This is a genomic window from Pelagerythrobacter marinus (assembly GCF_009827515.1).
In the GTDB taxonomy this organism is placed as follows: Bacteria; Pseudomonadota; Alphaproteobacteria; order Sphingomonadales; family Sphingomonadaceae; genus Pelagerythrobacter; species Pelagerythrobacter marinus.
Window position 1 is genome coordinate 244,173 of sequence record NZ_WTYO01000005.1, and the last position, 25,559, is coordinate 269,731.

18 protein-coding genes are annotated in these 25,559 nt (G+C 70.2%); 9 read left to right on the plus strand and 9 right to left on the minus strand.

What is annotated here, in order from left to right; all coding sequences use genetic code 11:
* Positions 1–5 precede the first annotated feature (5 nt).
* Positions 6–518 carry a hypothetical protein gene (locus tag GRI72_RS12175; protein ID WP_160734188.1) on the minus strand — a complete coding sequence of 171 codons (513 nt, stop codon included), beginning with the start codon at positions 516–518 and terminating at the stop codon, positions 6–8.
* Positions 519–691: 173 nt separating this feature from the next.
* On the opposite strand from GRI72_RS12175, the gene GRI72_RS12180 reads away from it, so the two are divergent.
* Positions 692–2,440 carry a bifunctional metallophosphatase/5'-nucleotidase gene (locus GRI72_RS12180; protein ID WP_160734189.1) on the plus strand — a complete coding sequence of 583 codons (1,749 nt, stop codon included), beginning with the start codon at positions 692–694 and terminating at the stop codon, positions 2,438–2,440.
* A 7-nt stretch (positions 2,441–2,447) separates the two neighbouring features.
* On the opposite strand, the gene GRI72_RS12185 is transcribed toward GRI72_RS12180, so the two are convergent.
* From GRI72_RS12185 to GRI72_RS12205, 5 genes are all read right to left on the minus strand, one after another.
* A complete protein-coding gene (locus tag GRI72_RS12185; protein ID WP_160734190.1) occupies positions 2,448–3,080 on the minus strand; it encodes a TetR/AcrR family transcriptional regulator in 633 nt (210 codons plus the stop codon).
* Between the two features lie 125 nt (positions 3,081–3,205).
* Entirely contained in the window at positions 3,206–3,706 is a 501-nt protein-coding gene (locus tag GRI72_RS12190; RefSeq protein WP_160734191.1) for a copper resistance protein NlpE, read from the minus strand.
* 83 nt (positions 3,707–3,789) lie between these two features.
* Positions 3,790–5,400 (minus strand): carboxyl transferase domain-containing protein, encoded by a 1,611-nt coding sequence (locus GRI72_RS12195; protein WP_160734192.1) that lies wholly within the window; start codon positions 5,398–5,400, stop codon positions 3,790–3,792.
* Positions 5,401–5,484: 84 nt separating this feature from the next.
* Positions 5,485–6,438, minus strand: coding sequence for an NAD-dependent epimerase/dehydratase family protein (locus tag GRI72_RS12200; RefSeq protein WP_160734193.1), 954 nt, complete (start codon positions 6,436–6,438; stop codon positions 5,485–5,487).
* On the minus strand, positions 6,435–7,598 hold the full coding sequence (locus tag GRI72_RS12205) for an acyl-CoA dehydrogenase family protein (protein WP_160734194.1): 1,164 nt from the start codon (positions 7,596–7,598) through the stop codon (positions 6,435–6,437). The genes GRI72_RS12200 and GRI72_RS12205 overlap by 4 nt, the downstream gene beginning before the upstream one ends.
* A 121-nt stretch (positions 7,599–7,719) precedes the next feature.
* On the opposite strand from GRI72_RS12205, the gene GRI72_RS12210 reads away from it, so the two are divergent.
* From GRI72_RS12210 to GRI72_RS12220, 3 genes are all read left to right on the plus strand, one after another.
* Positions 7,720–9,237 (plus strand): sensor histidine kinase, encoded by a 1,518-nt coding sequence (locus tag GRI72_RS12210; protein ID WP_160734195.1) that lies wholly within the window; start codon positions 7,720–7,722, stop codon positions 9,235–9,237.
* Between the two features lie 102 nt (positions 9,238–9,339).
* Positions 9,340–10,110 (plus strand): ATP-binding cassette domain-containing protein, encoded by a 771-nt coding sequence (locus GRI72_RS12215; protein ID WP_160734196.1) that lies wholly within the window; start codon positions 9,340–9,342, stop codon positions 10,108–10,110.
* Positions 10,107–11,648, plus strand: coding sequence for an ABC transporter permease/substrate-binding protein (locus tag GRI72_RS12220; protein ID WP_337191189.1), 1,542 nt, complete (start codon positions 10,107–10,109; stop codon positions 11,646–11,648). The genes GRI72_RS12215 and GRI72_RS12220 overlap by 4 nt, the downstream gene beginning before the upstream one ends.
* Before the next feature lie 66 nt (positions 11,649–11,714).
* Here GRI72_RS12220 and GRI72_RS12225 read toward each other — a convergent pair whose 3' ends face one another.
* On the minus strand, positions 11,715–12,812 hold the full coding sequence (locus GRI72_RS12225; protein WP_160734197.1) for a class I SAM-dependent methyltransferase: 1,098 nt from the start codon (positions 12,810–12,812) through the stop codon (positions 11,715–11,717).
* On the minus strand, positions 12,809–13,675 hold the full coding sequence (lgt, locus tag GRI72_RS12230) for a prolipoprotein diacylglyceryl transferase (protein WP_160734198.1): 867 nt from the start codon (positions 13,673–13,675) through the stop codon (positions 12,809–12,811). Before lgt ends, GRI72_RS12225 begins: the two co-directional genes overlap by 4 nt.
* Before the next feature lie 163 nt (positions 13,676–13,838).
* On the opposite strand from lgt, the gene GRI72_RS12235 reads away from it, so the two are divergent.
* The 3 genes from GRI72_RS12235 (at position 13,839) to GRI72_RS12245 (ending at position 21,129) form a co-directional block, all read left to right on the plus strand.
* Positions 13,839–15,536: a class I adenylate-forming enzyme family protein gene (locus GRI72_RS12235; protein WP_160734199.1), complete on the plus strand. Its 1,698-nt coding sequence runs from the start codon at positions 13,839–13,841 to the stop codon at positions 15,534–15,536.
* Positions 15,533–18,289, plus strand: a complete 2,757-nt coding sequence (locus GRI72_RS12240) for a [protein-PII] uridylyltransferase (RefSeq protein ID WP_160734200.1) — start codon at positions 15,533–15,535, stop codon at positions 18,287–18,289. Before GRI72_RS12235 ends, GRI72_RS12240 begins: the two co-directional genes overlap by 4 nt.
* Positions 18,290–18,393: 104 nt before the next feature.
* Positions 18,394–21,129 (plus strand): TonB-dependent receptor, encoded by a 2,736-nt coding sequence (locus GRI72_RS12245; RefSeq protein ID WP_160734201.1) that lies wholly within the window; start codon positions 18,394–18,396, stop codon positions 21,127–21,129.
* Between the two features lie 85 nt (positions 21,130–21,214).
* Here the strand turns inward: GRI72_RS12245 and GRI72_RS12250 are convergent, their stop codons facing one another.
* Entirely contained in the window at positions 21,215–21,880 is a 666-nt protein-coding gene (locus GRI72_RS12250) for a YggS family pyridoxal phosphate-dependent enzyme (RefSeq protein ID WP_160734202.1), read from the minus strand.
* Between GRI72_RS12250 and GRI72_RS12255 the strand changes: the two genes are divergently transcribed.
* Positions 21,879–22,436 (plus strand): thiamine phosphate synthase, encoded by a 558-nt coding sequence (locus GRI72_RS12255; RefSeq protein ID WP_419880246.1) that lies wholly within the window; start codon positions 21,879–21,881, stop codon positions 22,434–22,436. The genes GRI72_RS12250 and GRI72_RS12255 overlap by 2 nt on opposite strands.
* A gap of 106 nt (positions 22,437–22,542) precedes the next feature.
* Complete coding sequence (locus GRI72_RS12260) at positions 22,543–24,900, plus strand: FtsK/SpoIIIE family DNA translocase (RefSeq protein WP_160734204.1); 2,358 nt, start codon at positions 22,543–22,545, stop codon at positions 24,898–24,900.
* Positions 24,901–25,559 lie beyond the last annotated feature (659 nt).

Consider the following 25,559-nt stretch of genomic DNA (forward strand, 5'->3'; position numbering starts at 1 on the left):
CGCGGTTACGGCGCGGGGTCGGCGCCGCGGCGATAGACCCGGTCGGGGGTGACGTCGTCGAACGGCACGTTCTCGTTCTGCATCCGGTAGAGCGCGCCGTCGGCGATCAGCACGATCGGCTGGTGCGTCACGCCCAGCAGGCGCAGGCGCTTGCCGTCGGGCAGCCATTCCCATTCGCCGGTCTGCCGCCGCCCGCCCTGATCGAGCGTGAACGTGCCGTCCTCGGCGATCGCCAGGCTGTCGTGCGTCCCGTCCGGGTTGGTGCGGCGATAGGCCGTGCCCGCCGCCAGCGCCTTGCGCCCGTCGGCCGCGACCCGCGGCAGCGAGGGATCGCGCGGCCCATCGGGCTGGTTCGCGGCGGCCGGGTCGCCGGCGGGGGCACTGCCGCCCCCTGCTCCGCCCCCGTTGACGCGCGCGGCGAAATCCTGCGCGCTTTCGCCTTCCGGCCGCTCGCCGCAGGCGGCCAGCGCGAGCGACATCGAAACGACAAGTGCCATCGTGCCCGGTGGACGACGCATCGAACAAGCTCCCCAATACAAGGTCACGCGAAGAAACCACGGTGCGAACCGCACCGGGGCGCGTCTAGCCCGCCAATGTGACACTATTCCGACAGGCGGGCTTGTGCCCTGCGCCCGTCCGCGGCACGAACCGTCATGCCCCCGACATCGTTTGCCGCCAAGGATCGCCGACCATGCCAAGCCGCCGCGCCCTCGCCATCCTGCCGCTGATCGCGGCCCTCGCCGCCTGCACGACGACGCGCGCGCCCGCGCCGGCCGATAGCGTCACGACCGACACTGCCGGCCCGGTGACGGTGAAGATCGTCGGGCTCAACGATTTCCACGGCAACCTGGAGCCGCTGCGCCGGCCGATCCGCGTGCCGCTGGAAGGCGGGGAAAGCCGCGAAGTGCGCGCCGGCGGGGCGGCCTATCTCGCCAGCGCGGTCGCGCGCCACCGCGCGGGGGGCGACCATTCGCTGGTCATCGCCGCGGGCGACCTCGTCGGCGCCAGCCCGCTCGTCTCCTCGCTGTTCCTCGACGAGCCGACGGTCGGCGCGATGAACCGCATGGGGCTGGATTTCAACGCGGTCGGCAACCACGAGTTCGACCGCGGCTGGCGCGAGCTGAAGCGCCTGCAGGACGGCGGCTGCGAACGGCACGGGCTGCGCGAACCCTGCGCCGTGGAGCGGGACTTCGCCGGGGCGGATTTCGCCTTCCTCGCCGCCAACGTGGTGACCGAGGGGGGCGAGACGCTGTTCCCAGGCACCGCCATCCGCCGCTTCGGCAGCGGCGAGCGCGCGGTCGCGGTCGGGGTGATCGGGCTGACGCTGAAGGACACGCCGAGCCTGGTGACGCCGAGCGGCGTGGCCGGCCTGACCTTCGGCGACGAGGCGGAGGCGATCAACGCGCGCGTGCCGCAACTGGCCGCGGCCGGGGCCGATGCGATCGTGGTCGCGATCCACCAGGGGCTGGAACCCGAACCGGGCACGCCGCACACCGGCTGCGGCGCGATCGCCGGCCCGCTGCGGGCGATCCTCGAACGGGTCGATCCGCGGGTCGACCTCGTCATCTCGGGCCATACCCACCGCTCCTACGTCTGCGATTTCGCCACCGTCGACCCGGCGCGCGGCTTCATCGTCACCAGCGCCGGTTACGGCGGGACCCTGCTGACCGAGATCACCCTCGCGATCGATCCGGCGCGCGATACGGTCGCCTCGCTGGCCGCGCGCAACATCGTGGTCCAGAACGAAGGCGAAGCCGCCGACCCGGCCTTCGCCGTCTTCCCCGCGGACGGCGAGATGGCCGCCTATGTCACCCGCTATTCGCAGGCCGCGCGCGCGGCATCGACCCGGCCGGTGGGCCGCATTTCGGGCCCGGCGCGCGATCCCGGCCCGGCGACCGAGGAAACCGCGCTCGGCAACCTGATCGCCGACGCGCAGCTCTTCGCCACGCGATCGGCCGGCGCGCAGATCGCGCTGATGAACAATTCGGGCATTCGCGCGCCGATCGTGCCGGGCCCGGGCGGGACGGTGACTTTCGGCGACATCTTCGCCGCCCAGCCTTTCGGCAATACCCTGGTGACGCGCAGCTATTCGGGCAGCCAGCTGCTCGCGCTGCTGGAGCAGCAGCTCGATTCGGACGGTTTCGTCCAGACCTTCTCGGTCTCCGAAGGGTTCGCCTTCGCTTACGACATGGGCCGGCCGGAAGGGAGCCGGATCGTCTCGGCCAGCCTCGACGGGCAGCCGATCGATCCGCGGGCGAGCTACCGCGTGACGATGAACAGCTTCCTCGCCGCCGGGGGCGACGGCTTCACCGTGTTCGAACGGGGCACCGACGGGGTGACCGGCCCGGTCGATCTCGACGCGATGGAAGCCTATCTCGCGCAGGCCGAAACCACGGCGCTGCCGCCCACCGGGCGGGTCACCGACCTGACCGGGCGCTGAGGGCCGTTCAGGCGATCCGCAGGCCGGCGACCGGCGCGGCGCCGCGCTGCTTGCCCGAAAGCCCGTCGAACAGGGTATCGATGATCGTCGCCAGCTTGCCGGCGCTCAGCTTGTCCTCGTCCAGCATCAGCAGCATCTGGGGCAGGATGTAGCAGGCGACCATCTGGTTGATCAGCGACAGCGCCTGGTTGATGCCGAGACCGGCGAAATAGCCTTCTTCCTGCGCCTGGGCGATGAGTTCGGACAAGTAGTGGTCGGCCAGGTCGATATAGCCGCGCACGTTCTCGAACTTGTCGGTCCCGATCTCGCAATAGACGGCGAAAGTCGCCGGGTCCTTGCGATAGCGTTCCTGTTCCCGCAGGAAACGGCGCGCGAAGAATTCATAGAACTTGCGCCGGATCGGCAGGTCGGAGGCGATGACCTCCTCCATGATCGCGATATCGGGCGCGTACCACTCCTCCAGGATCGCGTCGAACAGCGCGTCGTCGGTCGCGAAGATCGTGTCGATCCGCGCCCGCGGCATGCGCGCTTCCTTGGCCAGCGCGGCGCGCGTCGTCGCCTCGCCCGTTCGCGCGATCGTCTTCATCGCCAGGTGGACGAGCTGGGCGCGGTCGCTATCCGCAAGGTTGGGCGCAGTCATTGTCCTCGGTCCGTCCGCTAGATCGCGCGTAATCTAGCGACGGCCCGCGCCCGGTTAAAGCCCCGCGGCGCGAAATGCGCCCCTGCCGCGTCTAATACCCTGCCGCGTCTATTGCCCGGCCGCGCCTATTGCGCCGGGCCGGCCTGGTCGTCGGCGGCCGGGGCCGGGTCGCTGCGCCGCCAGGTCGTCTCCTCGCTCCGCTCGCCCGCGGTCGGGGCGTCGGCGGCGGGCAGGCGATAGAGCACGTTCTCGGCCACGGCATAGGCCTGCGTCTCGCCCTCGCGCTCGATCAGGATGCGGCTTTCGTCGTCGCCCCAGGTGAAGGAACCGCTCGTCTCGGTGCCGTCGGGCGCGCGCCAGACGTAGGTATCGTCTTCGCGCAAGGTGATCGTGCTGACCTGGTCGTCGCGGGTCCGCAACTCGTACGTCCCGGCATAATCGACCGTCGTGCGGGCATTCACCGGCACTTCGGGATATTCGACCTCGACCTCGGGCAGGGTCACGTCGGTCGGCGTTTCCAGCTCGGGCGTCTCGACCACGCGTTCGTCGACGTCGGTTGTCTCGCCGCAGGCGGCGAGCGCCAGGGCGAACGGCGCGGCAAGCGCGAGGCGGGCGTGAAAGGTCATCGGGCGTCTCCTTGTCCGGTTTCCCCTCCCCCAATGCGCAAGCCCGGCGGGCGGTTTCGAAAAAATCGCCGCGCCGGCCGATGCTACATGCGGAACACGCCGAACTGCGGCCGCTCGGGGATCGGCGCCTCCAGCGTCGCGGCGAAGGCGAGGCCGAGCACGTCGCGCGTCTGCACCGGGTCGATCACGCCGTCGTCCCACAGGCGGGCGGTGGCGTAATAGGGATTGCCCTCGTCCTCGTACTTCTGGCGGATCGGGGCCTTGAAGGCCTCGGCCTCCTCCTCGCTCCAGCTCTCGGCATCGCGGTGGACGGTCGCGAGCACCGACGCGGCCTGTTCGCCGCCCATCACGCTGATGCGCGCATTGGGCCAGGTGAACAGGAAGCGGGGGCTGTAGGCGCGCCCGCACATGCCGTAATTGCCCGCGCCGAAACTGCCGCCGATGACCACGGTGACCTTGGGCACGGTGGCGGTGGCGACCGCGGTCACCAGCTTTGCGCCGTGCTTGGCGATACCTTCGGCCTCGTACTTGCCGCCGACCATGAAGCCGGAAATGTTCTGCAGGAACAGCAGCGGGATGCGGCGCTGGCAGGCCAGCTCGATGAAATGCGCGCCCTTCTGCGCGCTTTCGGAAAAGAGCACGCCGTTGTTGGCCAGGATCGCCACCGGCATGCCCCAGACATGCGCGAAGCCGCAGACCAGCGTGCTGCCGTAATGCGCCTTGAACTCGTGGAACTCGCTGCCGTCGACCAGCCGGGCGATGACCTCGTGCACGTCGTAGGGCGCGCGCACGTCCTCGGGCACGAGGGCGTAGAGATCCTCGGCATCGAACAGCGGCGCGCGCGGATCGCGCAAGTCGACGTTCTTCGCCGCGGCCGGGTTCTCGCCCAGGTGGCTGACGATATCGCGCACGATGGTCAGCGCGTGTTCGTCGTTTTCGGCCAGGTGATCGACCACGCCCGATTTCTTCGCGTGCAGGTCGCCGCCGCCGAGGTCTTCGGCGCTGATTTCCTCCCCCGTCGCGGCCTTCACCAGCGGCGGGCCGGCGAGGAAGATCGTGCCCTGGTTGCGCACGATCACCGTCTCGTCGCTCATCGCCGGCACGTAGGCGCCGCCCGCGGTGCAGCTGCCCATGACGCAGGCGATCTGCGGAATGCCGGCGGCGCTCATGTTCGCCTGGTTGAAGAAGATGCGGCCGAAATGGTCGCGGTCGGGGAAGACCTCGGCCTGGTGCGGCAGGTTCGCCCCGCCGCTGTCGACGAGGTAGATGCACGGCAGGTGGTTTTCCTGCGCGATTTCCTGCGCGCGCAAGTGCTTCTTGACCGTCATCGGGTAATAGGTGCCGCCCTTCACGGTGGCATCGTTGCACACGATCATCACCTGCCGGCCGGCGACGAGGCCGATCCCGGCAATCAGCCCGGCGCCGTTGATCGCGTCCTTGCCGTACATGCCGTTCGCCGCGAGCTGGCCGATCTCGAGGAAGGGGCTGCCCGGGTCGAGCAGCCGCTCGACCCGCTCGCGGGGAAGCAGCTTGCCGCGCGCCAGGTGGCGCTCGCGGCTGCCTTCGCTGCCCCCCTGCGCCGCCGCGGCGACGCGGGCGCGCAAGTCGCCGGCCAGGGCCTTGTTATGCTCGAAGCGCGCCCGGGCGTCGGGCGCTTCGCGGTCCAGCTTGGTCGTCAGCGTGGGTGCGGTCATGGGCGGGTCAATCTGTCCGTTTCATCTGCAGGGCGTGGGTTCGTGCCGGCGCCGGGCCGGGAGCGGGCGCGGGCGCGGGCGCGGTCATGCGGGTTCCTTCGGCGGCACATAGGCCGGATCGTGGTCGAAAGGCAGGGGCTCGCCCGCGCGCAGCGCGGCGAGGACCCGGGCGAAATCGGTCTCGCACCGGAAGCCGAGCACGCGTTCGGCCTTCGCCGGGTCGTAAACCCGCTCGATCCTGCGCGGCAGGGCCCATCCGCGCGCGGCGTAGAGCCCGCGCACGCCGGGGAAGTGCCGCTCGATCGCCGCCGGCGCGTCGCGCACCAGTTCGCCCGCTTCGTCGCGCGCGAACGGCGGGGGCGCGGAAATCACGAAAGTCTCGCAGCCCAGCCCGCCGATCCGCTCGAGCGCGAGGACATGCGCCCGCGCCGCGTCGCCGGCGCTCAGCCGGCGGTGCAGGAACTCGTTCGCCTTCATGTTCTCGCCCGACAGCTCGCGGTGGGTATCGTCTTCCTCGGGAAAGAAGCGCCCCGTCCGCAGGATCGCGACGTCGAGCGGGTGCAGGCGCGCGAACAGGGCGCAGAGGTTTTCCGCCGCGGCCTTGGTCATGCCGTAGATGTTGCGCGGCGGCCCGGCGTGAAACCCCTCGTCCATCCAGAACGCGGCCTCGCCGGTCCCCGCGCGCACGCGGTCCGACACCATCATCGAGGTGGTCGAGGTGAAGACGAAGCGGCCGTGCCCGGCCTCGACCGCCGCCCGGAGCAGGTTGAGCGTGCCGGTCACGTTGGTATCGACGAAGGCCTGTTCGTCGTAGCGAGCGATATCGGGCTTGTGCAGCGCCGCGCCGTGAACGATCGCCTCGATCGCGTGGTCGCGCACCGCGTCGCGCACCAGGTCGCGGTCGGCCACGGTGCCCAGCACCTGCGTGTCCGGGCCCGGGGCGATGTCCAGCCCCACGACCTCGTGACCGGCCGCGCGCAGCCGCGGGGCGAGGAACCGCCCCAGCCAGCCCGACGCACCGGTGAGGAGAACTTTCACCCCGCCGCCCCGATCAGTTCGCGGCCGATCAGCATCCGCCGGATCTCGTTCGTGCCCGCGCCGATGTCGAGCAGCTTGGCATCGCGCAGGTAGCGTTCGACCGGCCAGTCGGTGGTGTAGCCGGCGCCGCCCAGCGCCTGGACGCTCTCGGCCGCGACGCGGAAGGCGTTCTCGCTCGACAGCAGGATCGCGCCGGCGGCGTCGAAGCGCGTCGTCTGCCCCGCGTCGCAGGCGCGCGCGACGGCATATGTATAGGCGCGGGCCGATTGCAGCGCGACGTACATGTCGGCGACCTTGGCCTGCATCAGCTGGAACGTCCCGATCGGCCGGCCGAACTGCTGGCGTTCGCGGACATAGGGGATCACCGTGTCGAGGCAGGCCTGCATGATGCCGAGCTGGAGACCGGAGAGCACGACGCGTTCGTAGTCCAGCCCGCTCATCAGCACGCCCACGCCGCCGTTTTCCGGGCCCATCACGTTCGCTTCGGGCACGAAGCAGTCGTCGAACACCAGTTCGCTGGTCGGCGATCCGCGCATCCCCATCTTCCCGATCTTCTGCCCGATCGCGAAGCCTTCGAAGTCCTTTTCGATCAGGAACGTCGTGATCCCGCGCGACCCCTCGCCCGTCTTGGCATAGACGACCAGGACATCGGCATGGGGCGCATTGGTGATCCAGAACTTCGTCCCGCTGAGGCGATAGCCGCCCTCGACCTTCTGCGCCCTCAGTTTCATCGAGACGACGTCCGACCCGGCCGAGGCCTCGGACATGGCGAGCGAGCCGACGTGTTCGCCGCTGATCAGGCCGGGCAGGTACTTCGCCTTCTGCTCCTCGTTCCCCCAGCGCGCGATCTGGTTGACGCAGAGGTTGGAATGGGCGCCGTAGCTGAGGCCGATGCTGGCCGAGGCGCGACTGACTTCCTCCACCGCGATGACGTGTTCGAGATAGCCGAGGCCGAGGCCGCCGTCGGCTTCGGGCACGGTCACCCCGTGCAGGCCCAGCGCGCCCATCGCCGGCCACAGCTCCTCGCGCGGGAAGCGGTCCTCGCGGTCGATGGCCTCGGCCAGGGGGGCGATCTGCTCGTCGGCGAAGCGGGCCGTGGTCTCGCGGATCATGTCCGCCGTCTCGCCGAGCTGGAAATCGAAATCGGGGGTCGCGCGCATGGGAGCTCCTAACTTGTCGACCGGCGCATAGCCGAGCGCGACCGTAGCGGCAAACCCCCCGCAAACGGGGGCAAAAGCCCTTGGAAATCCCGGTGAATTCGCTATCGCAAGAGCCGACGGGATGGAAATCGACGATTCAACTCTGTGGCCGCCGGACGCGGCCCCGGCGCCGGCGTTCTGCGGCGATGCGGAGCGCGCGAGGGTCGTCGCCGCGCACGGGCTGGACGCGCTTGTCGACGATCCCGAACTGGCCGAGATCGTGCGCTTCGCCGCCCGCCTGTGCGAAACGCCGGTGGCGCTGGTGACGCTGGTCGAATCCGAACAGCAGCGGTTCATCGCCCGCACCGGGGTGGAAGCCGAAGGCACCCCGCGCTCGACCAGTTTCTGCGCCTACACGATGATGGACGGCGGCCTCCTGGTCGTGCCCGACGCGCGCGAGGACGAGCGGTTCGCCGAGTTCGATCTGGTGACCGGCGATTTCGGCCTGCGGTTCTATGCCGGCGCGCCGATCGCCTCGCGCGAGGGGGCGCCGATCGGCGCGCTCTGCGTGCTCGACACCCGGCCCCGGCCCGGCGGGCTGACCGAGTTGCAGGCCCAGGGGCTGACCCTGCTGTCCCAGGCGGTGAAGCGCCGTTTCCAGGCCCAGCGCGAGGCGCGCCAGCACCGCCACGAGTTCGCCCGCCAGGCGGCCCGCTTCCGCACGCTGGGCGACTGGCTGCCCGACGTGATCTGGTCGGCCGACGGGGAGGGGCGCTTCGATTACTTCAATGCCCGCTGGCAGCGGGTGACGGGCAGCGCGCCGCCCCGCGACATGCAAGGCTGGCTGGGCTTCGTCCATGCCGACGACCGCGAACGGGCATCGGCCGCCTGGCAGGAGGCCATGGCCCGCGGCGACAGCTTCGAGAACGAGTTCCGCCTGCTCCAGGCCGACGGCAGCTGGCGCTGGACGATCGCGCGCGCGCTTCCGGTGCGCGACGAGGACGACAGCGTCGCGCGCTGGTACGGCACGCTGACCGACATCGACGAGCGCCACCGCGAAGCCGATTCGAGCGACACCCTGGCGCGTGAGCTGGCGCACCGGATCAAGAACATCTTCGCGCTCATTTCCGGCCTGATCTCGCTGCGCACCCGCGGGCGCGAGGAACTGCGCCCGTTCGGCGAGGAACTGGTCGGCACGATCGCCTCGCTCGGCAAGGCGCAGGATTTCGTCCTCCCTTCGGCCGACCAGGGATCGGGCGACCTGCGCGGGCTGATCTCGGTCCTGCTCGAACCGTTCGCCGGCATCCGGGCTCACCGCATCGCCGTGGCGGGGGAAACCGCCCCGGTCGGCTCGCGCGCGGCGATCTCGCTGGCGCTGGTCCTGCACGAGATGGCGACCAATGCGATCAAGTACGGCGCGCTGGCGAAGCAGGAAGGGCGCATCGCGATCGAGCTGGCCCGCGAAGGGGAGGATATCCTCGTCACCTGGGCCGAGACCGGCGGCCCGGCCCCGGCGATCGCCGAAAGCGGCGGCAATGGCTTCGGCACCCGCCTGATCGACATGAGCGTGGGGCAGCTGGGGGGCAAGGTCTCGCGCGAGTGGCGCGAGTGCGGACTGGCGGCGACCTTGCGCCTGCCGGTGGTCCGGCTGGCCGACTGACGTTTCGGCTTCCCCGGGGTTCGTTTTCGGGGGGTTCGTTTCCGGGAGGGCTCGTTTCCACGGGGTTTCGTTTTCGCGCGGTTCGCGGCTAGGGTCGGCGGGATGGACGATGCCGCGCCCCCGACCGCGCTGCGCCTGGACGGCCTGGCCAAGCACTTCGGCCGGACCCGCGCGATCGACGGCGTGGACCTGGCGATCGCGCGCGGCAGCTTCGTCGCGCTGGTCGGCGCCTCCGGTTCGGGCAAGTCCACCCTGCTCAAGACGATCAACCGCCTCGTCGCGCCCGATGCGGGCACGATCCTGTTCGAAGGGGAGGACGTGACCGCGATCGCCGCGCCGGCGCTGCGGCGGCGGATCGGGTATGTCTTCCAGTCGATCGGCCTGTTCCCGCACATGACGGTGGCGGAGAACATCGGGATCGGCCCGCGGCTCGCCCGGCGGCCGATCGGGCCCGAGCGGGTGGCCGAACTGCTCGAACTGGTGGAGCTGGAGCCCGCCCACGCCCGCCGTATGCCGCACGCGCTCTCGGGCGGGCAGCGCCAGCGCGTCGGCGTGGCCCGCGCGCTGGCCGGCGAGCCGCAGGTCCTGCTGATGGACGAGCCGTTCGGCGCGCTCGACCCGGTCACCCGCGACGCGCTGGGGCGCAAGGTGCGCGAACTGCACGACCGGCTGGGGCTGACCACGCTGATGGTGACCCACGACATGGCCGAGGCGCTGCTGCTGGCCGACCGGGTCCTGGTCATGGCCGCGGGCCGGATTGTCGCCGACGAGACGCCGCGCGCGCTGCTGGCGGGCGCGGGCGGGGACGAGGCGCAGGCGCTGGTCGCCGTTCCGCGCGACCAGGCCGACGCGATCGCGGAGCTGGAAGGGTGAACGCGATCCTGCCGATCCTGCTCGGCCTGGGGGGCAAGCTGGCGGCCCATGTCCTCCTGGCGGCGGCGGCGATCGCGCTGGGCATGGCAATCGCCCTGCCGCTGGCCGTCTGGGCCAGCCGCTCGCCCGCCGTGGCCCGTATCGCGCTCGGCTTCGCCAGCCTGGTCCAGACGATCCCGGCGCTGGCCCTGCTCGCGCTGTTCTTCCCGATCCTGCTGAGCCTGCGCGCGGTGTTCGGCGAAGGGCTGCCGACGCTCGGCTTCCTTCCCGCGCTGCTCGCCCTGGCGCTCTATGCCCTGCTGCCGATCCTGCGCAACGCGGTGACCGCGCGCGAGCACATGGCGCCCGGCGTGCTCGAAGCGGCCGACGGCGTGGGCATGACCGCGTGGCAGAAACTGCGCCTGGTCGAGGCGCCGCTGGCCGCGCCCTACGTCATGGCCGGGGTTCGCACCGCCTCGGTCTGGACGATCGGCGCGGCGACCCTGGCGACCACGATCGGCCAGCCGAGCCTGGGCGACCCGATCTTCGCCGGGCTGCAGACGCAGAACTGGACCCTCGTCCTCGCCGGCTGCATCGCCAGCGCGGCGCTCGCGCTGGTCGCCGACGCGCTGCTGGGGCTGGTCGAACGCGGCTTCGCCCGGCGCCGGCGGTGGATGGTCTGGACCGGTGCCGGCCTCGCGCTGGCCGGGATCGGCGCCGCCGCGCTCGCCTGGTTCGAGCCGGGCGAGGGGGAGGAGCCGGTCGTGATCGGGGCCAAGAGCTTTTCCGAGCAATATGTCCTCGCCCGCCTGATCGGCCAGCGGCTGGAGGAGGCCGGGTACCGCGTCGAATATCGCGACGGCCTCGGCTCCGCGGCGGTCCACGACGCGGTCACCTCGGGCGCGATCGACATCTCGATCGACTATACCGGCACGCTGTGGACCAACGAGATGGGCCGCACCGACAACCCGGGGCGCGAGGCGATCTATCGCGCGATCGCGGCGTGGGAGCGCGAGACCAGCGGCACGCTCGTGCTCGGCCGGCTCGGGTTCGAGAATGCCTATGCCCTGGCGATGCGGGCCGACCGGGCCGCGGCGCTGGGGGTCGCCTCGCTGGCGGACCTTGCGCGCGTGGCGCCGCGGCTGGTGATCGGCGCCGACCCGGAATTCTTCCGCCGGCCCGAATGGCGCGCGGTGCGCGACGCCTATGGCCTGCGCTTCGCCCGCCAGCGCACGTTCCAGCCGACCTTCATGTACAACGCCCTGCAATCGGGGGAGGCCGACGTGATCAGCGCCTATACCTCCGACGGGCGGATCGCGGCCGACCGGCTGGTCGTGCTGGACGATCCGAAAGGCGCCTTCCCGGCCTACGACGCGCTGGTCCTCGTCGCCCCCGACCGCGCGGACGACGCGGCGCTGGTGGCCGCGCTGCGCCCGCTGGTCGGCGCGATCGACGTCGAGGCGATGCGAAGGGCGAACCTGGCGGTGGACCGCACCGACGCGGACAAGCAGAGCCCCGCCGCCGCCGCGCGCGCGCTTTCCGCCCGGCTCGGGCTTTAGCCGGCCCCTGCCGCGGCGGGTGCGGGCCGGCGCCCTCCCGATGGAGGAACGGCGCCGGCAAGGCGGCTAGTGCGCGTCGAACCCGGCGCCGTCGGGCCAGGCGGGGGCGGCAATGCCCATGACCTTGAACAGGCGCCCCATCTGCGCCTCGTCCACCAGCCGGTGGCGGGCGGCCTCGATCTCCTGCGCGTAGTGCGGCGCGCGCGCGGACAGCGTCTGGGCCCGCGCGTCGATCCCCAGCGCGCGCAGCCATTCGCCCTGGGTGACCGTGCCCAGGTGCCGCGCCCCGCGCGCCTGGACGATCCGCGCCAGCGTGGCGAAATCGACGTGCGCGGTCAGGTCGGCCGCCCCCGGCGCGGCGAAGGGATCGACCTTGGCATGGGCGCGCACCGCCTGCAGCGTCGATCCGGTTCGCATTTCGCCGTGCCCGTAATCGATCACCAGCGCCGCGCCCCCCTGCTCGGCCAGGCGGCCGGCGATCTCGTAGGCGATCGCGGCCGAGGCCGGGCTGGTTTCCAGCAGGGTGCCGACCGCGGCGCCCCGCCATTCGGCCGGCACCGCCTCGTCCATCGGCTGGCGCCCGGCGACGAACACGAAATCGTCCCCTTCCAGCCCGACCATGCGTTCGCGCCAGCCGTCCTGCGTGCGCACCAGCTGGCGCACCGGCAGCGCGTCGAGGAACTCGTTCGCCACCAGCAGCATCGGCGCGTCCTGCGGCACGCCGGCCAGGTCGGCGTGCCAGAAGGCGCCGGGCACGGCCTGTTCCTGGACCTCGCGCAGCGCGCCCGAGCCTTCGACCAGGTGCACCTCGGGCGCCAGGCCGTAGCGGCCGGCGGCGCGCAGCGCGTCGCGCGCAAGCGTGCCGCGCCCGGGGCCGAGCTCGACGTAGAGCACCGGCTCCTCGCGCCCGGCGCGGATCCACATGTCGGCCAGCCACAGGCCGATCAGCTCGCCGAACATCTGGCTGATCTCGGGCGCGGTGACGAAATCGCCCGCCGCCCCCAGCGGGTCGCGCCCGGCATAGTAGCGCGCGTTGCTCTCCCCCATGAACTGGGCGAGCGAGATCGGCCCGGTATTGCGGATCAGCCGGCGGAAGATGTCGCCCAGCTCGCCGGCCTCGCCCGCGTCGCCGGCCGCGTCGCCAGCCGCGTCGCTGCCGCTCATGCCGCTCCGGCCGCGGGCGCTCCGCTGGCCAGCGGCGGCCGCGCCAGCGCGCGGACGGTGACCGCCACGCCGAGCACGATCAGCGGGATCGTGAGCCACTGTCCCATCGAAAGCCCGGTATTGGCGGCGAATTCGGCCAGCTGGGCGTCGGGCTCGCGGAAGAACTCGACCGTGAAGCGGCCCAGCGCGATCCCGGCGGTGAACACGCCGACCAGCAGGCCGGGGCGATAGCGCGCGCGCGTTTTCCAGAACAGGTAGAGCAGGACGACGACCAGCAGCGCGCCTTCCAGCGCGGCCTCGTAGAGCTGGGAGGGATGGCGCGCGAGCGGGCCCGCCCCGGGGAAGACCATCGCCCAGGGCACGTCGCCGGGCCGGCCCCAGAGTTCGCCGTTGACGAAGTTGGCGAGGCGGCCGAACATCATGCCGAACGGCACGTTGACCGCGATGTAATCGGCCACCCGCAGGAACGGCAGCCCGCCGCGCCACGAAACGAAGGCGATCGCGACCAGGACCCCGGCCAGCCCGCCGTGGAAGCTCATCCCCCCGGTCCAGAGCTGGAACAGCTGGAGGCTGGTCCACAGCGACGGGTCGTAGAACGTGGCATAGCCGAGGCGCCCGCCGATGATGATGCCCAGCGTGCAATAGAAGAACAGGTCGTCGGCATGGCGCTGCGCCATCGGCGCGCCGGGAGCCTTGATCATGCGCGAGAGGTGCCAGTATCCCAGCACGATCCCCGCGAGATAGGCGAGCGAGTACCAGCGCAGGGTGAAGAACCCCAGGTCGATGCCGGGCGTCAGCCCCAGTTCCGCCCACTGAATCGGTCCCGAGGTATCCGCGGCGGCGGCGGCAAGTAGTGACAGCAACTGGCGAACCCCTTATCAAATCAGGTCGAAGACCGTGCCCGGCACGCGGGAATTTCGCGCGGCTTTTGGCATAGAGAGCGACGGGGTGAAACCCTGCGTTCGAGCGTCCGGTACGATTCGATCGCGCCGTGACGTAGGGGAATGGCGAGAGGAGAGCTGACGAATGCCGACTGAACTGGACAACGATCTGGAACGCATCATCGAGGGCCTGACCGCCCCCGGAATGCCGTTCGAGACCGAATCAGTGGAGCGCGAGGGCCTGTCCCTGCCGGCATTCAAGAACGCCCCGCCCAGCCTGGCCCACTATTTCGCGCATTTCTGCAACGAGCATAAGGACCTCGTCTTCCTGGTCGACGGCGACGTGCGGCTGACGTTCGGCCAATGCTGGGTCGCCGCGAGCCACGTCGCCGCGGGCCTGGTGCAGGACCACGGGATGAAGAAGGGCGACCGCGTCGGCATCGCCGCGCGCAATTCGGCCAACTGGATCATCGCCTACATGGGCGTGATCATGGGCGGCGGCTGCGCCACCCTGCTCAACGGGTTCTGGACCGGGGAGGAACTCGCTTACGGCATTCGCCTGTCCGAATGCTCGCTCGTCCTCGCCGACGGCCAGCGGGCCGAGCGGCTCGAGGGGACGGACCACCCGGCGCGGATCGTCGAGATCGCGCACGACCTCCCGCCGTCCGACGGGCTCGCGCCGATCTGGGGCGAAGGCGACGTCGCCATGCGGATGCTGGGCGAGATCGGGCCGGACGACATCGCGACCATCCTGTTCACCTCGGGCTCGACCGGCGATGCCAAGGGCGCCTGGTCCGACCATCGCGGGGTCGTCCACGGCACGATGAGCTATGTCTCGCAGAGCGCGATGGCCGCCCAGCTCCTGACCGAGCGGGGCGACGCGCCCGAGGGGCAGGCCTGCGCGCTGATCGCGGTGCCGCTGTTCCACGTCACCGGCGAAGTGCCGCTCTACCTGCAAAGCTACGCGATCGCGCGCAAGCTCGTGCTCATGCCCAAGTGGGACGCGCGCGAGGCGATGCGCCTGATGGAGGCGGAGAAAGTCTCCTACTTCGTCGGCGTCCCGCTGATGAGCTACGAGATCGCGACCCACCCCGAACGCGATTCGTTCGACCTCAGCGCCTGCAAGAGCTTCGCCGCCGGCGGCGCGCCGCGCCCCGTGGACCACGTCAACAAGATCAAGAAGGCCTTCCCCGGCGGTTTCCCGCTGCTCGGCTACGGCCTGACCGAGACCAACGGCGTGGGCTGCGGCAATTTCAACGAGAACTACATGGCCAAGCCCGGATCGACCGGCCGCGCGAGCAAGCCGCTGGTGGACCTGGCGATCCTCGACGACGACGGCAACGCGCTGCCCCGGGGCGAAGTGGGCGAGGTCTGCATTCGCTCGATCGCCAATTTCCGCGGCTACTGGCGCAACGACGACGCGACCGCGGCGGCTTTCTTCGACAACGGCTATTTCCGCACCGGCGACCTCGGCTATCTCGACGAGGACGAGTACCTGTTCATCGTCGACCGCAAGAAGGACATCATCATCCGGGGCGGCGAGAACATCTCGTGCATCGAGGTGGAACAGGGCATCTACGGGCACGACGCGGTCGCCGAATGCTCGGTCTTCGGCCTGCCCGACGAACGCCTGGGCGAGATCCCGGCCGCCGTCTATTACTGCAAGGAAGGCCATTCGCTGACGCCCGACGAGCTGCGTAGCTTCCTCGACGGGCAGCTGGCGCCGTTCAAGATCCCGCAGCACATCCGCCAGTCGGACGAGCCCCTGCCGCGGCTGGGGACGCAGAAGATCGACAAGCGCGCGGTCCGCGCCCGCTTCGGCGAGGAGCTGATCGAGGCTTGAACCAGGTCCGCATCCCCCGGCAGCGCGCGATCATCGACCGGCGCGCCCTGGCCGAGACGCTGGACAGGCTGGGAAGCGAGGGCGCGGCCGACAGTCGCGGGGCGGTGATCGCCGCCCTGCGCGAGGCGCTGGACGCCGGGCGCGACGAATTGCGGCGGCGCCTGATCGAGAAACCGCACGCCGGGCACGAATGCGTGGCCGGCCAGGCCTTCCTGGTCGACCAGCTCGTGCGGCTGATCCACGACCACGTCGTCGCCTACGACTACCCCGCGGCCAACCGCTCGGAAGCCGAGCGGCTCTCGATCCTCGCGGTCGGCGGCTACGGCCGGGCGGAGATGGCGCCCCATTCGGACGTCGACATCGCCTTCCTCACCCCCACCCGCAACGCGCCGTGGTGCGAACAGGTGATCGAGGCGATGCTCTATTACCTGTGGGACCTGGGCCTGAAGGTCGGCCATTCGAGCCGCACGCCCGACGACATGGTCCGCATGGCCAAGGGCGACGTGACCATTCGCACCGCCCTGCTCGAAGGGCGCTACGTCTGGGGGGACGAGGCGCTTTACGAGGAAACGCGCCGCCGGTTCTGGGCCGACGTGGTGACGGGGACGGAACGCCAGTTCGTGGCCGAGAAGCTGGCCGAGCGCAACGCGCGGCACAAGCGGATGGGCGACAGCCGCTATGTCGTCGAGCCCAACGTGAAAGACGGCAAGGGCGGGCTGCGCGACCTGCAGACGCTCTACTGGATCGGCAAGTACATCCACAAGGTCCGCAGCGCCGCCGAGCTGGTCGACGTGGACCTGCTGACGGCGCAGGAATACCGCAGCTTCCGCCGCGCCGAAGGCTTCATGCTGGCGGTCCGCTGCCACCTGCACATGATCACCGGGCGGGCGGAGGACCGGCTGACCTTCGACCTGCAGCGGCAGGTGGCCGAACGGATGAATTTCACCGACCGCCCGGGCAAGAGCGAAGTCGAACGCTTCATGCAGTTCTATTTCCTCCAGGCCAAGCGCGTCGGCAGCCTGACCGGGGTCTTCCTGGCCCATATCGACGAACAGTTCGCGCAGAAGCGCGCACGCCAGGGGCTGCTCGCTGGCTTTCGCGCGCGGCCGCGCAGCGTGAAGGGCTATCGCGTGTTCGGCGGGCGGATCGGCATCCCGTCGGACGACTGGTTCCGCAAGGACCCGGTCCGCCTGATCGAGATCTTCCGCGTGGCCGAGGCGGAAGGGCTGGAGATCGAGCCGGCGACGATGCGCCAGGCCGACCGCGATTCGCGCCTGATCACCGCCGAAGTGCGCGACGATCCGCGCGCCAACGCCCTGTTCCTCGAGCTGCTGGCCGGGCGCAACGACCCGGAACCCGTGCTGCGCTGGATGAACGAGGCCGGCGTCTTCGGCCGCTTCGTGCCCGATTTCGGCAAGGTCAACGCGCAGATGCAGTTCGACATGTACCACCATTACACGGTGGACGAGCACACGATCCGCGCGATCGGACTGCTCAACCGGATCGAGAAGGGCGAACTGGCCGAGGACCACCCGCGCTCGACCCGGCTGGTCCACAAGATCGCCTCGCGCCGGGCGGCCTATGTCGCGGTGCTGCTGCACGACATTGCCAAGGGGCGCGGCGGCGACCACTCGGTGCTGGGCGCCGAAGTGGCGGAGGAGCTGTGCCCCCGCTTCGGCCTGAGCGAGGACGAGACCGACCTCGTCGCCTGGCTGGTGCGCTATCACCTGCTGATGAGCGCGACCGCGTTCAAGCGCGACCTGACCGATCCCAAGACGATCGAGGACTTCGTCGCCGAAGTGCAGAGCGTCGAGCGGCTGCGCCACCTGCTGATCCTGACCGCGGTGGATATCCGCGCGGTCGGCCCCGGCACGTGGAACAGCTGGAAACGCCAGTTGCTGGGCGAGCTGTACGATTTCGCGCACGAGCGGCTGCGGCTGGGCCACATGCGCCACGGGCGCCAGCAGCGGGTGGCGGCGAAGAAGGACGCGACCCGCGCGATACTGGCCGACGATGCCGGCCTGATCGAACGCCACGGCGACGAGTTCGGCGAAGCCTACTGGATTGCCGAGCCGGAAGACATCGCGGCGCTGAACCTGCGCCAGTTCGCGGCCGCGCGGCGGCTGGACCACGACCTGTCGATCCATTGCGAGGTCTATCCCTCGCGCGGGGCCACGCTGGTCAGCGTGATCGCGGCCGACCACCCGGGCCTGTTCTACCGCATCGCGGGCGGGATCCACCTGGCCGGGGCGAACATCATCGACGCACGCATCCACACGACCCGCGGCGGGTGGGCGGTGGACAATTTCCTGGTCCAGGACCCGCTGGGCCAGCCGTTCCACGAGGCGGAGCAGCTCGCGCGGATCGAGACGGCGATCGACGATGCCCTGGCCAACCGGATCGAGCTGGTCCCGCGGCTGGCCAGGCGGCCGCTGCCGCGCAGCCGGGCGCGCGCCTTCGACGTGCGGCCGCGGGTGATCGTGGACAACCAGGCCTCCAACCGCTTCACGGTGATCGAGGTCAACGCGCGCGACCGGCCGGCGCTGCTCAACCGGCTGGCGCGGGCGCTGTTCGAATGCCAGCTGGTCGTCCATTCGGCGCATGTCACCGCCTATGGCGAGCGCGCGGCCGACACGTTCTACGTCACCGACCTCCTGGGGGAGAAAATCACCGGTCCGCGGGCCCAGGCCGTCGAGGCGGCCCTGCTCGACGCGGCGAGCGACCGGCGCCAGGCGGAGCTCGAAGACGCCTGAATGCAACACTAATCGATAAAAAGCGGGCCCTGGTGGAAACTTTGTTTCTTTCCCGGGCCGACTTGAGTTAACGTATACGTCAAGTTTTGGTGGAGGAGAAAACAATGAAGCAATTGGTATCTATCAGGGCTCTTGCGCTTGCCGGCGCCAGCGTCGCGCTCGTCCCGCAGGCGGCGTTCGCGCAGGACGAAGGCGGGGCGGAGCCCGCGGTCGAGGCGCCGCCGGAACAGACGGGCCCGGTCATCGTCGTGACCGCCCAGGGCCGCGAGCAGTCGCTGGCCGACGTTCCCGTCGCGGTCTCGGCCGTTTCCGGCGAACTGCTGGAGAAATCGGGTACCAGCGACATCCGCGAGTTGAACCAGGTCGCCCCCTCGCTGCTCGTTTCCTCGACCGGCAACGAGGCCAACGGCTCGGCCCGTATCCGCGGGATCGGCACGGTCGGCGACAACCCCGGCCTCGAAAGCTCGGTCGCGGTCTTCGTCGACGGCGTCTATCGCTCGCGCTCGGGCAATGCGCTCAGCGAGCTGGGCCCGATCGACCGGATCGAGATCCTGCGCGGCCCCCAGGGCACGCTGGGCGGGCGCAATGCCTCGGCCGGCCTGATCAGCATCTATACCGCGCCGCCCGAGTTCGAGGTTTCGGGCTACGGCGCCTTCACCTACGGCAATTACGACGCGATCCGCGTCGAAGCCGGGGTCAACGCGCCGATCGGCTCGACCGTCGCGGCGCGCGTGGACGGCGTCTATTTCGAGCGTGACGGTTTCTACAACGACGTCAACAACGACACGACGGTCAACAACCGCGACCGTTACCTGGTGCGCGGGCAGCTGCTGTTCGAGCCGAGCGACACGCTGAACTTCCGCCTCGTCGCCGACTATTCGAAGAAGGACGAGGCCTGCTGCGCCGCCACTTTCGTGCAGCCCGAGTTCGCCCCGCTCGCGCGGGTCAGCCCGGGGCTCGATCCCTTCACCCGCCCCGAGGGCGGACCGGCGCTGACCAGCACCGACAACCCGATCGTCCCGGTCATGCTCGGCCTGGGGCAGGACCCGCGCGCCTTCACCCAGAGCACGTTCGACCGCGACATCTACGTCACCCCCGGCCGCACTTACGCCGGCGAGACCGAGGATTACGGCATCTCGGGCGAGCTCAACTGGCAGCTGGGCGCGGTCGAGCTGACCTCGATCACCGGCTATCGCGAATATTCGAACTGGCAGGCGTCGGACACCGACTATACCCAGCTCGACATCCTCTATCGCGCCCCGGGCGAAGACGCCGGTTCGCGCCGGTTCAAGACCTTCACCCAGGAACTGCGCCTGCAGGGTTCGGCCTTCGACGACCGGCTCGACTGGCTGGTCGGCGGCTACTACGCCAACGAGAAGCTGCGGGTGACCGACAACCTGCGCTTCGGCGAGGATTACGGCACGTTCGTTTCCTGCCGCCTGGCGATCGCGCTCCAGCCCTCGCTCGGCGGGATCGTGGGGACCGTGCCCGATCCGACGCAGCAGAACTGCTTCAGCCCGGCGGCCTTCGGCGTGATCCAGAGCGGCGCGGTGTTCGGGGCGGCGACCCCGGCGATCGTGGCCGGGATCAACAACCTCTCGACCATCAGCGATGCCGGCGGCACGGGCGATGTCTACAACCAGAAGAGCGAGAACTTCGCGCTCTTCACCCACAACATCTTCCACATCACCGACACCGTCGACCTGACCCTGGGCCTTCGTTACACCAACGAGACCAAGGACTTCGACGCGCTGTTCGGCAACGACAACACCGTCTGCCCGACCAACCGCGCGATGCTGTCCCCGCTGCTGGGCGTGCCGTCGCTGGCGGCCTTCGCCGGCGGCATCCTCTCGCTGTCGTGCCAGGGCAACTCGACCGCCGAGCTCGACGGCGTTTCGCTGTCCGATTCGCGTGACGAGGACGAGTTCACCGGGACGGCCGTGCTCAGCTGGAAGGCGACGCCCGACCTGCTGCTCTACGGTTCCTACTCGCGCGGCTACAAGGCGGGCGGCTTCAACCTCGACCGCTCCGCGCTGTCCAACCCGTTGTTGCTCGATCCGAACAACATCGACGTGGGCGCGCTGCAGTTCGACGAGGAAACGGTGAACGCCTACGAGATCGGGGCCAAGTACTCGACCCGCGATTTCGGCTTCAGCATCGCCGCTTTCCGGCAGGAGTTCTCGAACTTCCAGCTCAATACGTTCAACGGCTCGTTCTACCTCGTCCAGAACATCAATTCGTGCTCGACCGACCTCGGCGGCGCGGACCAGGACGGGGACGCCACGACCGGGGCGTGCGATCCGGAGAACGTGCAGCCGGGCGTGGTCGCGCAGGGCGTGGAATTCGAAACCACGCTCAACCCGACCCGCGATCTCGGCATCACGCTGGGCCTGACCTATTCGGACACCAGCTACGAGGACGACCTGATCGGCACCGACACCGGCGTTCCGCTCGATCCCGCGCTGCGCCTGCTGCCGGGCGACAACATGTCGAACGCGCCCGAATGGGTCGCCACCTCGTCGGTCTCGTGGACGCCCGAAATCGGCGCCAGCGGGATGCGCGGGCTGGTGTTCTTCAACGCCCGCATGACCGGCGATTACAACACCGGCTCCGACTTGCTCTACGGCAAGGAGCAGGATGGCTACGTGATCGTGAACGGCCGCATCGGCCTGACCAACATCGCCGATCGCTTCTCGATCGAGGGGTGGGTGCAGAACCTGTTCGACACGAACTACACCCAGGTCGCGTTCAACACGCCGTTCATCGCGCCGCAGCAGACCTATTCGGCCTTCCTCGCCGAACCGCGCACTTACGGGATCACCGTGCGCGGCGAGTTCTGACCGCGCGCGATCGATCCGATCGAAGGGAAAGGGGCGCCGCGCGGCGCCCCTTTTTCTTTGCCCGCCCGGCGCGGGGCTTGCCCGCCTAGCGCGCCCGCTGGCCGAACAGCGCGGTGCCGACCCGCACGTGGGTCGCGCCCGTCATCACGGCCGTCTCGTAATCGCCGCTCATCCCCATGCTGCGCCCGGCCAGGCCGTTGTCGCGGGCGAGCTTGTCGAGCAGGGCGAAGAACGGCGCCGGCTCGATCCCCAGCGGGGGGATGCACATCAGGCCGGCGAGCGGGATATCCGCCCCGCGCGCCTGCGCGATCAGCCCGGGCAGGTCGGGCACCGCGCATCCGCCCTTCTGCTCCTCTTCCCCCACGTTCACCTGGACGAAGCAGGGCACGCGCCGGCCGGCCTTGTCCATCGCCCGGGCCAGGGCCTTGAGCAGGCTGGGCCGGTCGAGCGAATGGATGCAGTCGAACAGGGCGACCGCCTCCTCCGCCTTGTTCGACTGGAGCTGGCCGACGAGGTGCAGCTGCACGTCGGGATGGCTTTCACGCAGCGCGGGCCACTTGGCCTGGGCTTCCTGCACCCGGTTTTCGCCGAACACGCGCTGCCCCTGGTGCAGGAGCGGCGCGATCGCGCCGGCGGGATGGGTCTTGCTGACGGCGACGAGGGTGATCTCTGCCGGGTCGCGGCGGGCGGCCTTGCAGGCTCGGGCAATGCGATCGTGGACCGCTTGGAGCGGAGTGTCTGGGTTTTCCATCGCGACGCGCTATAGCGGCACCGTGCTGCGAAACCATACCCTGCCCCAACTCTGGCTGCTGTCCGATGCGCGCAACGACGCCCTGCTGGAACAGGCGCTGCGTTCGCTGCCCGAAGGGTCGGGCTTCGTCTATCGGCATTACCACCTCGCGCCCGAACCGCGCCGCGCGCGCTTCGCCGTGCTGGCGGGGATCGCGCGCGAACAGGGGCACCGCGTGGTCCTGTCGGGCAGCGCGGGCGAGGCGCGCGAATGGGGCGCGCACGGGCTCTACGGCCCCGCGCGCCGGATCGGGCCGGGCAACGGCCGCCTGCGGATCGCGACCGCGCACGACGCGCGCGGGATCGAGGCGGCCAACGCGATCGGGGCCGACGCGGTCACCCTTTCGCCCGTCTTCCCCACCCGGTCGCACCCCGACGCGCCGACGCTGGGGCCGATCCGCTTCCGCGCGCTCGCCGCGCGGGCGCAGATGCCGGTCATCGCGCTCGGCGGGATGACGGCGCAGCGGGCCCGCGAGCTCGACTGGCCGCGCTGGGCCGCGATCGACGGGCTGGTATAGCGCCGGCGCGCGCGCCCGGCAGAAACGGGGGCGGCGGGCCGTCGAAGGTCGCTTGACGCCGGACTCGCCGAGGATTCATAGTGACCGCCACAGCAGGGGAATAGCCATGGCCACCCGCGCGGCCGCCAAATCGCCGAAGACAGACTGGCGCGCCACCTTCCGGCGCAGCCTGCGCCGCGCCGCGCAGATGGCGGGGGCCGCCGTGCTCTTCAGCGCCGCGGTGTTCCTCACCCTCGCGCTGGTCAGCTATACCCAGACCGATCCCAGCCCCTCGACCGCAGCAGCGGGGACCGACATCGGCAACTGGATGGGCACCGGCGGGGCCTGGGCGGCTGAGCGGGTGCTGTTCTTCTTCGGCCTTTCGGGCATCCTCCTCCTCCCGCTGCTCTACGTCTGCGCGCGCAAGCTCTGGCGCGACGTGGAAGAGGAAGACCGCGATACCGACACCCACTGGCTGCGCCCGGTGATCCTGCTCCTGCTCGCGATGGTCCTGCTCTCCAGCGTGCTCTCGCTCGCCTTCGACGGGCCGGGCGGGGCCCTGCCCGCCTCCTCCGGCGGGATCGCGGGGCTGCTCGGGGCCGGCGCGATCGAGGCGCTGGCCGGCCGCCTGCCCGAGGGGGGGCGCGGCTGGGCGATCCTGGCAATGGCGCTGGCCGCGCTGGCCGGCGGGGTGGCGCTGGTCACCCGCGTCTTCGCGATCGACTGGCGCGCGCTGCTGACCCTGCCCGCCTTCCTGCGTCGGGCCCCGGCGCTGGCCGGGCGCGAGGTGCCGTTCCTGCCGCGGCAGCGGCGCGCGGCGACAAGGCCCGCCCCCGCGATCGCGGTGGACGAGCCGGCGGCCGATACCCCCGGCGAGCCGGCCCCGCGGCGGCGCGCGCCCGAGATCGCCGAACGCAGCGCCCCGCCGCGCCCGGCCCGGCTCGACAAGGCGAAGCAGCGCGACATGTTCGCCGCCTTCGAGCTGCCCAGCCTCGACATTCTGGCAGAACCGCCGGCCGACACCGGGCCGAAGCTCGACCGCCTGGCGCTGGAGCGCAACGCGCGCCTGCTCGAGACCGTGCTCGACGATTTCAACGTCAAGGGCGAGATCACCGCCGTTCGCACCGGCCCGGTGGTGACGATGTACGAGCTGGAGCCGGCCCCGGGGATCAAGGCCAGCCGCGTGGTCGGCCTGGCCGAGGACATCGCCCGCAACATGAGCGCGATCAGCGCGCGCGTGTCCCCGATCCCGGGCAAGACGGTGATGGGGATCGAGCTGCCCAATGCCCACCGCCAGATGGTCGCGTTCAAGGAACTCGTCGCGTGCGAAGCGTTCGCCAATGCCAAGGGCAGCCTGCCGATCATCCTGGGCAAGGACATCGCCGGCGAACCGATCATCGCCGACCTTGCCGCCATGCCCCACCTGCTGGTGGCGGGCACGACCGGGTCGGGCAAGTCGGTCGGGCTGAACTGCATCCTGCTCAGCCTGCTCTACCGCTTCACGCCCGACGAGTGCCGCCTGATCCTGATCGATCCCAAGGTGCTGGAGCTGAAAAGCTACGACGATATCCCGCACCTGCTGTCGCAAGTCGTGACCGAGCCGCACAAGTCGGTCCGCGCGCTCAAGTGGGCGGTCGAGGAGATGGAACGGCGTTACCGGATGATGAGCTCGATCAATTCGCGCAACATCCATTCGTTCAACGAGCGGGTGAAGGCCGCGATCGCCAAGGGCAAGCCGCTCGGCCGCCGGGTGCAGACCGGGTTCGATCCCGAAACGGGGGAGGAACTGTTCGAGGAGGAGCAGCTCGATTACGAGCCGCTGCCGCAGATCGTGCTGATCGTGGACGAGCTGGCCGACCTGATGGTCACCGTGGGCAAGGAGATCGAGGTCCTGATCCAGCGGCTGAGCCAGAAATCGCGCGCGGCGGGCATCCACCTGATCATGGCGACGCAGCGCCCCTCGGTCGATGTCATCACCGGCGTGATCAAGGCCAACCTGCCGACGCGGATCAGCTTCAACGTCACCAGCCGGATCGACAGCCGCACGATCCTGGGCGAACAGGGGGCCGAGCAGCTGCTGGGCAAGGGCGACATGCTCTACAAGCCCAGCTCGGGCGCGATGGTCCGCGTCCACGGCCCCTTCGTCTCGGACGAGGAAGTCGAGGCGGTGGCCGAACACTGGCGGGGGCAGGGCAAGCCCGAATACGTCGATGCCGTGACCGAGGAGCCGGAGGACGGCGGCTTCAGCTTCGACGACGAACTGACCGCGAGCGACAATCCCGAAGAGCGCAAGTATCGCCAGGCCTGCCAGATCGTGTTCGAGAACCAGAAGGCCAGCGGATCGTGGCTCCAGCGCCAGATGGGCGTGGGCTACAACACCGCGGCCAAGTGGATCGAACGGATGGAGGAAGAGGGGCTGGTCGGCCCCGCCAACCACGTCGGCCGCCGCGAGATCTTCCGCGACCAGGACGGCAACCCGATCTAGCCCGCACCGTCACCGCGCGTGGGCGGGGCAGGTCCGAACGCTCGAAACGCCGTCACCCTGAACGTCGTTCGGGGTCCGTTCCTCCTCCCGCATTGTAGGTGCCGGGCGGCACGATGGATGCTGAAACCCGTTCAGCATGACGGGTGGAAGGAGGGCGAAGGATCGCTCTCCGCAGCGCGAGCTCCTGCGAAAGCAGGAGCCCAGGGACGGCGGGCGTTGCGGCTGTGTCTGGGTTCCTGCTTTCGCAGGAACTCGGCGTGGGTTGCATGGCGGGGCGCGGAACCGGCCCACGCCCGGTCATCCGCTGGCGCGTGCGGACGGTTACGCCGGGAGGAAAGGCAAGCGGACGGAACCGGCCGGTGCCGCCTGGGCATCACAGGATTGCCACCTGGGCGTCACAGGGTTGCCTTGGCAACATCCTTGCGAGTGGCGGGAGGGGTTGCCTTCAACCTCCCGCTCGGCCCTTCGAGGAATGCGAGGCGCGGACAGGGCCAGGGCTCGCGCTTGCCCTGTCCGCCAGAGGCTATCGCGGGAGCGGGCCCTTGAAAGGCTCGCGGCGTTGAGGTCCGCCGCGGGCCGGGCAAGGGAAGCGCCTTAGATAGTCCTCGCATCCCGGCACAGGGGTGCTTTATCGAGCGGTCACTAGCCCCCCGAGGCAC

What these genes read in the sequence shown, in the direction of transcription:
- GRI72_RS12195 (WP_160734192.1), bottom strand. Translation starts at nt 5,400, where the DNA reads ATGACCGCACCCACGCTGACGACCAAGCTGGACCGCGAAGCGCCCGAC.
- GRI72_RS12190 (WP_160734191.1), bottom strand. Translation starts at nt 3,706, where the DNA reads ATGACCTTTCACGCCCGCCTCGCGCTTGCCGCGCCGTTCGCCCTGGCG.
- GRI72_RS12235 (WP_160734199.1), top strand. Translation starts at nt 13,839, where the DNA reads ATGCCGACTGAACTGGACAACGATCTGGAACGCATCATCGAGGGCCTG.
- GRI72_RS12180 (WP_160734189.1), top strand. Translation starts at nt 692, where the DNA reads ATGCCAAGCCGCCGCGCCCTCGCCATCCTGCCGCTGATCGCGGCCCTC.
- GRI72_RS12210 (WP_160734195.1), top strand. Translation starts at nt 7,720, where the DNA reads ATGGAAATCGACGATTCAACTCTGTGGCCGCCGGACGCGGCCCCGGCG.
- GRI72_RS12250 (WP_160734202.1), bottom strand. Translation starts at nt 21,880, where the DNA reads ATGGAAAACCCAGACACTCCGCTCCAAGCGGTCCACGATCGCATTGCC.
- GRI72_RS12175 (WP_160734188.1), bottom strand. Translation starts at nt 518, where the DNA reads ATGCGTCGTCCACCGGGCACGATGGCACTTGTCGTTTCGATGTCGCTC.
- GRI72_RS12215 (WP_160734196.1), top strand. Translation starts at nt 9,340, where the DNA reads ATGGACGATGCCGCGCCCCCGACCGCGCTGCGCCTGGACGGCCTGGCC.
- GRI72_RS12225 (WP_160734197.1), bottom strand. Translation starts at nt 12,812, where the DNA reads ATGAGCGGCAGCGACGCGGCTGGCGACGCGGCCGGCGACGCGGGCGAG.
- GRI72_RS12205 (WP_160734194.1), bottom strand. Translation starts at nt 7,598, where the DNA reads ATGCGCGCGACCCCCGATTTCGATTTCCAGCTCGGCGAGACGGCGGAC.
- GRI72_RS12260 (WP_160734204.1), top strand. Translation starts at nt 22,543, where the DNA reads ATGGCCACCCGCGCGGCCGCCAAATCGCCGAAGACAGACTGGCGCGCC.
- GRI72_RS12185 (WP_160734190.1), bottom strand. Translation starts at nt 3,080, where the DNA reads ATGACTGCGCCCAACCTTGCGGATAGCGACCGCGCCCAGCTCGTCCAC.
- GRI72_RS12245 (WP_160734201.1), top strand. Translation starts at nt 18,394, where the DNA reads ATGAAGCAATTGGTATCTATCAGGGCTCTTGCGCTTGCCGGCGCCAGC.